At 72.9% G+C, this 6,266-nt stretch carries 10 protein-coding genes; 9 read left to right on the forward strand and 1 reads right to left on the reverse strand.

All coding sequences use genetic code 11. The features are described from left to right. The 8 genes from AB0J52_RS22850 to AB0J52_RS22885 form a co-directional block, all read left to right on the forward strand. Positions 1-405, forward strand: a 405-nt coding sequence (locus AB0J52_RS22850; RefSeq protein WP_500183969.1) for a type II secretion system F family protein, incomplete at its 5' end; no start/stop codon positions are given. Next, positions 402-1,316: a type II secretion system F family protein gene (locus tag AB0J52_RS22855; protein WP_500183971.1), complete on the forward strand. Its 915-nt coding sequence runs from the start codon at positions 402-404 to the stop codon at positions 1,314-1,316. The genes AB0J52_RS22850 and AB0J52_RS22855, both read left to right, overlap by 4 nt. 23 nt (positions 1,317-1,339) lie before the next feature. After that, positions 1,340-1,552: a hypothetical protein gene (locus tag AB0J52_RS22860; protein WP_500183973.1), complete on the forward strand. Its 213-nt coding sequence runs from the start codon at positions 1,340-1,342 to the stop codon at positions 1,550-1,552. Positions 1,553-1,729: 177 nt separating this feature from the next. Beyond that, complete coding sequence (locus AB0J52_RS22865; protein ID WP_500183974.1) at positions 1,730-2,155, forward strand: TadE/TadG family type IV pilus assembly protein; 426 nt, start codon at positions 1,730-1,732, stop codon at positions 2,153-2,155. An 8-nt stretch (positions 2,156-2,163) separates the two neighbouring features. Beyond that, positions 2,164-2,592 (forward strand): TadE/TadG family type IV pilus assembly protein, encoded by a 429-nt coding sequence (locus AB0J52_RS22870; protein ID WP_500183975.1) that lies wholly within the window; start codon positions 2,164-2,166, stop codon positions 2,590-2,592. Continuing rightward, entirely contained in the window at positions 2,589-3,125 is a 537-nt protein-coding gene (locus AB0J52_RS22875; protein ID WP_500183977.1) for a TadE/TadG family type IV pilus assembly protein, read from the forward strand. Before AB0J52_RS22870 ends, AB0J52_RS22875 begins: the two co-directional genes overlap by 4 nt. 154 nt (positions 3,126-3,279) lie before the next feature. Next, complete coding sequence (locus AB0J52_RS22880) at positions 3,280-3,714, forward strand: nuclear transport factor 2 family protein (protein WP_500183978.1); 435 nt, start codon at positions 3,280-3,282, stop codon at positions 3,712-3,714. A gap of 180 nt (positions 3,715-3,894) precedes the next feature. Next, on the forward strand, positions 3,895-4,545 hold the full coding sequence (locus AB0J52_RS22885) for a hypothetical protein (RefSeq protein ID WP_500183979.1): 651 nt from the start codon (positions 3,895-3,897) through the stop codon (positions 4,543-4,545). A 6-nt stretch (positions 4,546-4,551) separates the two neighbouring features. On the opposite strand, the gene AB0J52_RS22890 is transcribed toward AB0J52_RS22885, so the two are convergent. Then, positions 4,552-4,911: an ArsR/SmtB family transcription factor gene (locus tag AB0J52_RS22890; RefSeq protein ID WP_500183980.1), complete on the reverse strand. Its 360-nt coding sequence runs from the start codon at positions 4,909-4,911 to the stop codon at positions 4,552-4,554. A 71-nt stretch (positions 4,912-4,982) separates the two neighbouring features. Between AB0J52_RS22890 and AB0J52_RS22895 the strand changes: the two genes are divergently transcribed. Continuing rightward, positions 4,983-6,179: an MFS transporter gene (locus tag AB0J52_RS22895; protein WP_500183981.1), complete on the forward strand. Its 1,197-nt coding sequence runs from the start codon at positions 4,983-4,985 to the stop codon at positions 6,177-6,179. The last annotated feature ends 87 nt before the right edge of the window (positions 6,180-6,266 follow it).

The following is a 6,266-nucleotide window of genomic DNA, read 5'->3' on the forward strand; positions in this document are numbered from 1 at the left end:
CTCGACATGCGCCGCCGGGTCGAGGCCGACCGCCGCGCGACCCGCCGCAGCGTCCGCATCGTCGTCGCCGTCTCGGTGGGGACGGCGCTCGTCCTCGCGGTCTTCAACCACGGCTACGTCAAGCCGTACGACGACTTCCTCGGGCAGCTCGTCCTGATCCTGGTCATCGCCCTGTACGCGGGCGGGTTCGTGTGGCTGCGCCAGCTCTCCAAGTACGAGCTGCCCGGCCGCTTCCTCGTCGAGCCCGCGCCGTCGCCGGGCGTGCCGGACGAGGTCCCGAGCACGGTGGCGGGCTGGCGTCCCGGCTCCCGTTCCGGCTCGGGGTCCGCCTCGGCGGCCGGCTCGGCGACCGGCTCGGGGCTGCGCGGACGCCAGGCCACGGACGCCGGAGGTGGTGGCTCATGACCGGCGCGATCCTCGCCGGGGCCGTCGTGGGCCTGGGCCTCTACCTGCTGTCGCGCGCGCTGTTCCCGCCGCGTCCGGGCCTCGCGACCCGGCTCGCGACCTTCGACGCGGCCCGCGACCGGGAGCTGGCCAGGTGTCCCGCCCGGACGTCGCCGACGCTGGAGAAGGTCGGCGGCCTGCGCGCCCGCGTCGGCGGCACGGCGGCCCGCTACTGCGAGGCGCGCGGCTGGGAGCTCCGGTCGATCCGCGCGGACCTCGCCATCACCGACCGGTCGCTGGAGGCGCTGCTCGGCACCAAGTTCCTGCTCTCCGCCGCCGCGCTGCTGTTCATCCCGGTCGTCACCGGCTACTTCGCGCTGCTCGGCCTCGGCGTGAGCCTCCAGGCGCCGCTGTGGCTGTGCGGCGCGTTCGCCGTCGTGTTCTTCTTCATGCCGGACATGCAGCTGCGGCACGAGGCGCGCGGACGCCGGCAGGACTTCCGGCACGTCGTCGGCGCGTTCCTGGACCTCGTCGCGATGAACCTGGCGGGCGGGCGCGGCGTCCCCGAGGCATTGCTCGCCGCGTCGAGCGTCGGCGACGGCTGGGCGATGCTGCGGATCCGCGAGGCCCTGTCCAACGCGCGCATCTCCGGCCGGACGCCGTGGCAGTCGCTCGGCGACCTCGGCGACGAGCTCAACGTCGAGGAGCTGCGCGACCTGGCCGGCGCGCTGTCGCTGGTCGCCGACGACGGCGCGCAGATCCGCAAGTCCCTCGCCGCGCGCGCCGCGTCCATGCGCAGCCGCGAGCTGTCCGACCTGGTCGGCCGCGCGAACGAGCGGTCGCAGTCGATGCTGGTGGCCCAGCTGCTGTTCTGCGCCGCGTTCCTGATCTTCCTCGCCTACCCCGCTCTGATGCGCCTCACGACCTCGTGAGGCGCCGCGAAGAAGGAGAACCGATGAACCCGCTGAACGATCCGATGGTCGTGTACCTGCGCGTCCTGCTCTCCGACCGCCTGCACCGCCTGCGCTCCGCCGACGAGGACGAGCGGACGCTCGGCGCGTCGGCGATCGAGTGGGCCATCATCACCGCGATCCTCGTCGGCGTCGCCGTGGCGATCGGAGCCGTCGTCAAGGGACGCATCGACAAGGAGGTCGCGAACATCAAGTAGCCGCCCGTCCCAGGAGGAACCGCCATGCCGCGCACCGAGCTCCGGCCTTCCCCGCCGGTCCGCGCCCGCCGCCCCCGCGACCCGGGCGCGGCAGGACGTCGCCGTGCCGCGTCGGATCGTGGCCGTGGCGCGTCGGGACGTGGCGCGTCGGGACGTGATGCGTCGGGACGTGGCCGCGTGGCGAGGGGACGAGACGAGGGCGCGTCGGCGATCGAGTTCGCGATCCTCGCCCCGATCCTGATCCTCACGCTGCTGGCGGTGTTCCAGTTCGCGTTCTACTACTACGCCCGCGAGATCACCCTCGCGGCCGCGCAGTCCGGCGCGCGCGTCGCCCGGACGACGCCGGGCGGCGGCTGGCAGGGCGAGGCCGACCGGACCGCGCGCGACTCGGCGTCCAAGGTCGGCAGGGGCATGCTGGACGGGGACGTGCGGGTGGCGTCCGGCGAGGACGGCGACCACCGCTGGGTGGAGGTCAGCGGCAAGGTCGTCAAGGTCATCCCGTTCCTGGACTTCCACGTCTCGCAGCGCTCGGGCGGTCCCATCGAGTGCTTCCGTCCGGACGTCGGTTCCGGCACGGCCTGCCAGGGCGGCGGCGCACCATGACCCGCCGCGTGCACCGGCCCGCGGACGACGAGGGCACGATGACCCTGGAGATGGTCTTCGCGACCCCGATCATCCTTCTCCTGCTCGGCCTGCTGGTGATCTCCGGACGCGTGGTGGACGCGCAGAGCCAGGTGGACGGCGCGGCCCGGGACGCCGCGCGCGCCGCGTCCACCGGCAGGTCCGAGGGCACGGCACGGGACCTGGCGCAGCAGGCCGCGACGGGTGACCTGTCGGGGCACGACTGGTGCGAGGGCGGCCCGAAGATCGACCCTGACACGTCCGCGTGGGGCGCGGGCGGACGCGTCACCGTGACCGTGACCTGCCATGTCGACTTCTCCGACCTGGCCCTGCCCGGCTTCCCCGGCGGCCGCACCCTCACCGGCAAGGCCGTCGCGCCCATCGACACCTACACCTACCGGGGCGACGACACCCCATGACCTCCACCGACCCGAACCCCACCCGGCGATCCTCGTCCCGAGGCGGATCTGGTCCGTCCGACGAGCGCCCGGCGTCCCGCCGCCGGACCGGGCCGCTCGCCCGGCTGCGCGACCCGGCCGAGCGCGACCGCGGCACGGTCACGCTCTACATCGTCCTGTTCACGCCCGCCGTCTTCGTCCTCGCGGGGCTCCTCCTGGACGGCGGGCGCGCCATCCACGCCCGCCAGCGCGCGGCCGACATGGCCGAGCAGGCAGCGCGCGCCGGGGCGAACCAGATCGACACCACGACCCTCCGCGACAGCGGCAAGGTCCAGATCGACACGCAGACCGCCTGCGCGAGCGCGTACTCCCTGCTGAACGACTACGGCGAGCAGGTGGACGCGAGTTCCTGCGACCCGGCGCCGAACGAGGTCCGCGTGTCCGTGCGGATCACCGTCCACCCGCAGCTGCTCAGCATCATCCCCGGGATGGGCTCGTTCCAGATGACCTCCGAAGCGTCCGCTCACCCGGTGACCGCCGACAACCCGCAGTAGGGCCGTCCGGACGCCCGCTCTCTGCGCGCGGTCGCTCGGCGCGGGGTCGCTCGGCGCGGGGTCGCTCGGCGCGGGGTCGCTCTGCGCGGCGCCGGAAACGAGGGGTCGGATTCCTGCCAGCCCTTCGGCGGCGGTGTGCGCCAGGCTCGGCTCCATGTCGAACGAACCGGACGCCTGGTCCGTCATGCAGAAGTTCTATGAGGCCGAGGCCGCCTATGTGGCGGCGGGCGGGTACGGGAAAGCCGATTTCGGGGACGTGGCCGCCTATCTGGATCCGGATGTCGTGCTCTACCAGGCCCCCGGAATGCCGTTCAGCGGCACCGGTGAATGGCGGGGGCATGAGGGAATGGAACGCTTCATGGCCGCCTTCGGCGACACCTGGGAGTCGATGGAGTTCCTCGGCCAGGAGCACTGGGGCGACGCCGGGACCGTCGTGGTGAGCAACCGCGTCCGCTTCCGCGCCAAGGCCACCGGCCGGGACGTCGAGACCCGGATCGTGCAGCTGATCAAGGTCCGGGACGGCCGCATGCTCGAATGCCGCCCGTTCTACTGGGACACGGCCGCGATCACCGAGGCCTGCACTCCGTGACGGAGCCGGCTCATCAAATGATGACAAACGCAGTCGCTCACCATGTGAGTGATGGCGTGATGTGGCCATAGGGGCCTGAACCGGTCTATTGCAAAGAATGACGAGGTGGCTGATGGTGACGTGAATCGGAGACGCGCGGCGAAGTGATTTCGATCTTCGCCGCCGAAGAAAGGAAGTGCGATGGTGCGGGGAATTCCTCTGGCGCGCCGAATGTCGGCCTGCCTCGTCGCGGCCGGATGCGCGGTCGCCCTCGCGGCGACGCCCGCCTCGGCCGCCACCTGGACGGTCACGGGCGGCCTCTCGATCAACGGACACGGGCGGACCGACTTCATCGACACGACGTCGGGCATGACGCTGGCGATCTGCCGGGACTCCTCCTTCACGGGTGGGTTCGTCAACGGCACCGCCCTTCCCGGGGCCGGGCTCGGGAAGATGACCGCGTGGAGCTTCCACGACACGGGTGTGCCGGCAGGGCAGTGCACCGCGTCGCCCGCCGGCGGCCTCACGACGGCGACGGCGACGGCGTTGCCCTACTCCTTCAACGCGGTGAGCTACAACGCGACCACCAAGACCACGACCGGCACGCTCACCGGCATCCGGATCAACCTCTACATGACCGACGGCTGCCACGCCCAGGTCGCCGGTCCGGGCGGTACCACCGGGACCCTCAACTGGTCCCTTCGCGGAACCTCGCTCACCTTCTCCGGCGGCAACCTGGTCCTCACGACGACGAACACCCTCTGCGACCCGGGCACGATCAATCCGGAGGACACCGTCAGCGCCCCCGGGACCTACACGGTCCTGGGGCCGCCGACCATCACCAGCCCCTGACCCGGTTCAGTCCGCCGGCGGCGTCCAGGCGGCGACGAGGGCCACCAGGCCGGGGAAGCGGGCTTCCAGGTCGCCGGTGCGGACGTGGCTGCGCCGCTCCAGGCCGTACTGCCGCTGCCGGATGACCCCCGCCTCGCGCAGCGCGCGGAAGTGGTGGGTCAGCGACGACTTCGGCCGGTCGAAGCCGAACCAGCCGCAGGTGTGGTCGAAGTCCTCGCGCTCCAGCAGCAGCCGCTGGACGATCTCCAGCCGCAGCGGGTCGCTGAGCGCGCCGAGGACGGTCTCCAGGCGCAGCTCGTCCACGCCCGGTTCGGGCAGCGGCGCGGGAGCGCCGTCCGGTACGGGGATCTCGCGGATCTCGGGCATCGCACCTCCTTGTACGAGTTTGATCGTACTGCATGCTAAGTTCGAAAAAACTCGTACAAGGGGGACCCCTCATGCTCCTGGCACCGGCGACGCCCGCCACGGCCGCGTCCACGCGCTGGATCTGGCTGGCCGCCTGGCCGGTCACGGCCGTGTTCGTGCTGTCGAACGCCGCGACCCCGCTCTACGTCCTCTGGCAGCACCGCATCGGGTTCTCGCGCGGCACCCTCACGGTGGTGTTCGCCTGCTACATCGCCGGACTGCTCGGCTCGCTGCCGGTCGCGGGCATCGCGTCGGACCGGCTGGGGCGCAAGCCGGTGCTGCTGCCCGCGCTCGCCGCCGCCCTCGTCGCGTGCGGCCTGTTCGCGACCGCCTCGTCCGTGGCGGCGCTGATGGCGGCCCGCCTGCTCACCGGCGTCGCGGTCGGCGCGGCGGTCTCCGCCGGGATGGCGGCCGTGACCGACGTCGCGGGGCCGGACCGCCGCCGCCTCGCCGCGCTGCTCGCCTCGACCGCGATGGTGTTCGGGGCGGGCCTCGGCCCGCTGCTCTCGGGCGTCCTGTCCGAGGTCGGCCCCGCGTGGACGGTCTTCGTCGTCGAAGCGTTCCTGCTGGTCAGCGCCATCGCGGTCGTCGCGCGCATGCCCGTCGGGCGGCCCGCGGAGGAGGCTCGGGGGACGCGCTGGGTCCGGATCCCGGGCGTTCCGCGGCCGAACCGGCGGGACCTCGTGATGGGCATCGCGGTGTTCGCGCCCGGCATCACGGCGACCTCGTTCGTCCTGTCGCTCGGCCCGTCGCTGCTCTCCGGGATGCTCGGCACCGACAACCGGATCGTCGCCGGCGCGACCGCGTTCGTGATGTTCTCCGCCGCGACCGGCGTGCAGTTCGCCGTGCGCGGCCTCGTCCGGCCGAAGGTGCTGCTGCTGGGGGCGGTGAGCACACTCGCCGGCATGGGAATGCTCGTCGCGGCCGTCCAGGCGAGGGAGATCGCGCCGCTGGTCGGGGCGGCCGTCCTCGCGGGGGCCGGGCAGGGGCTCGGTCAGCTCGGCGGCCTCTCGCTGCTGAACGCGAACGTCCCGGCGCGGCGGCTCGCGGAGGCCAACGCGGCGCTGAACACCGGCGGCTACCTGCTTGCCGGGACGCTCCCCGTCGCGGCCGGATACTTGAGTGACCCGCTCGGCCTCGCCACGGGGAGCACGCTGTTCGCCGCCGTCCTCGCGACGCTCGCCGCCCTGGGAGCGGCGAGCGTCGTGGCCGGCGCGGGACGCCGCTGACGGCGGGCCCGGCCGGTGCGCGAGAGGGATCAGCGGCTGCCCGCGAGCGTCCTGACCACGGAGAACGGAAGAGCGTGGGGGAGGGAA

The organism is Spirillospora sp. NPDC049652 (assembly GCF_040675125.1).
In the GTDB taxonomy this organism is placed as follows: domain Bacteria; phylum Actinomycetota; class Actinomycetes; order Streptosporangiales; family Streptosporangiaceae; genus Spirillospora.

Coding starts and splice junctions, on each gene's coding strand:
- AB0J52_RS22885 (WP_500183979.1), top strand. CDS start 3,895: ATGGTGCGGGGAATTCCTCTGGCGCGCCGAATGTCGGCCTGCCTCGTC.
- AB0J52_RS22855 (WP_500183971.1), top strand. CDS start 402: ATGACCGGCGCGATCCTCGCCGGGGCCGTCGTGGGCCTGGGCCTCTAC.
- AB0J52_RS22890 (WP_500183980.1), bottom strand. CDS start 4,911: ATGCCCGAGATCCGCGAGATCCCCGTACCGGACGGCGCTCCCGCGCCG.
- AB0J52_RS22875 (WP_500183977.1), top strand. CDS start 2,589: ATGACCTCCACCGACCCGAACCCCACCCGGCGATCCTCGTCCCGAGGC.
- AB0J52_RS22880 (WP_500183978.1), top strand. CDS start 3,280: ATGTCGAACGAACCGGACGCCTGGTCCGTCATGCAGAAGTTCTATGAG.
- AB0J52_RS22860 (WP_500183973.1), top strand. CDS start 1,340: ATGAACCCGCTGAACGATCCGATGGTCGTGTACCTGCGCGTCCTGCTC.
- AB0J52_RS22895 (WP_500183981.1), top strand. CDS start 4,983: ATGCTCCTGGCACCGGCGACGCCCGCCACGGCCGCGTCCACGCGCTGG.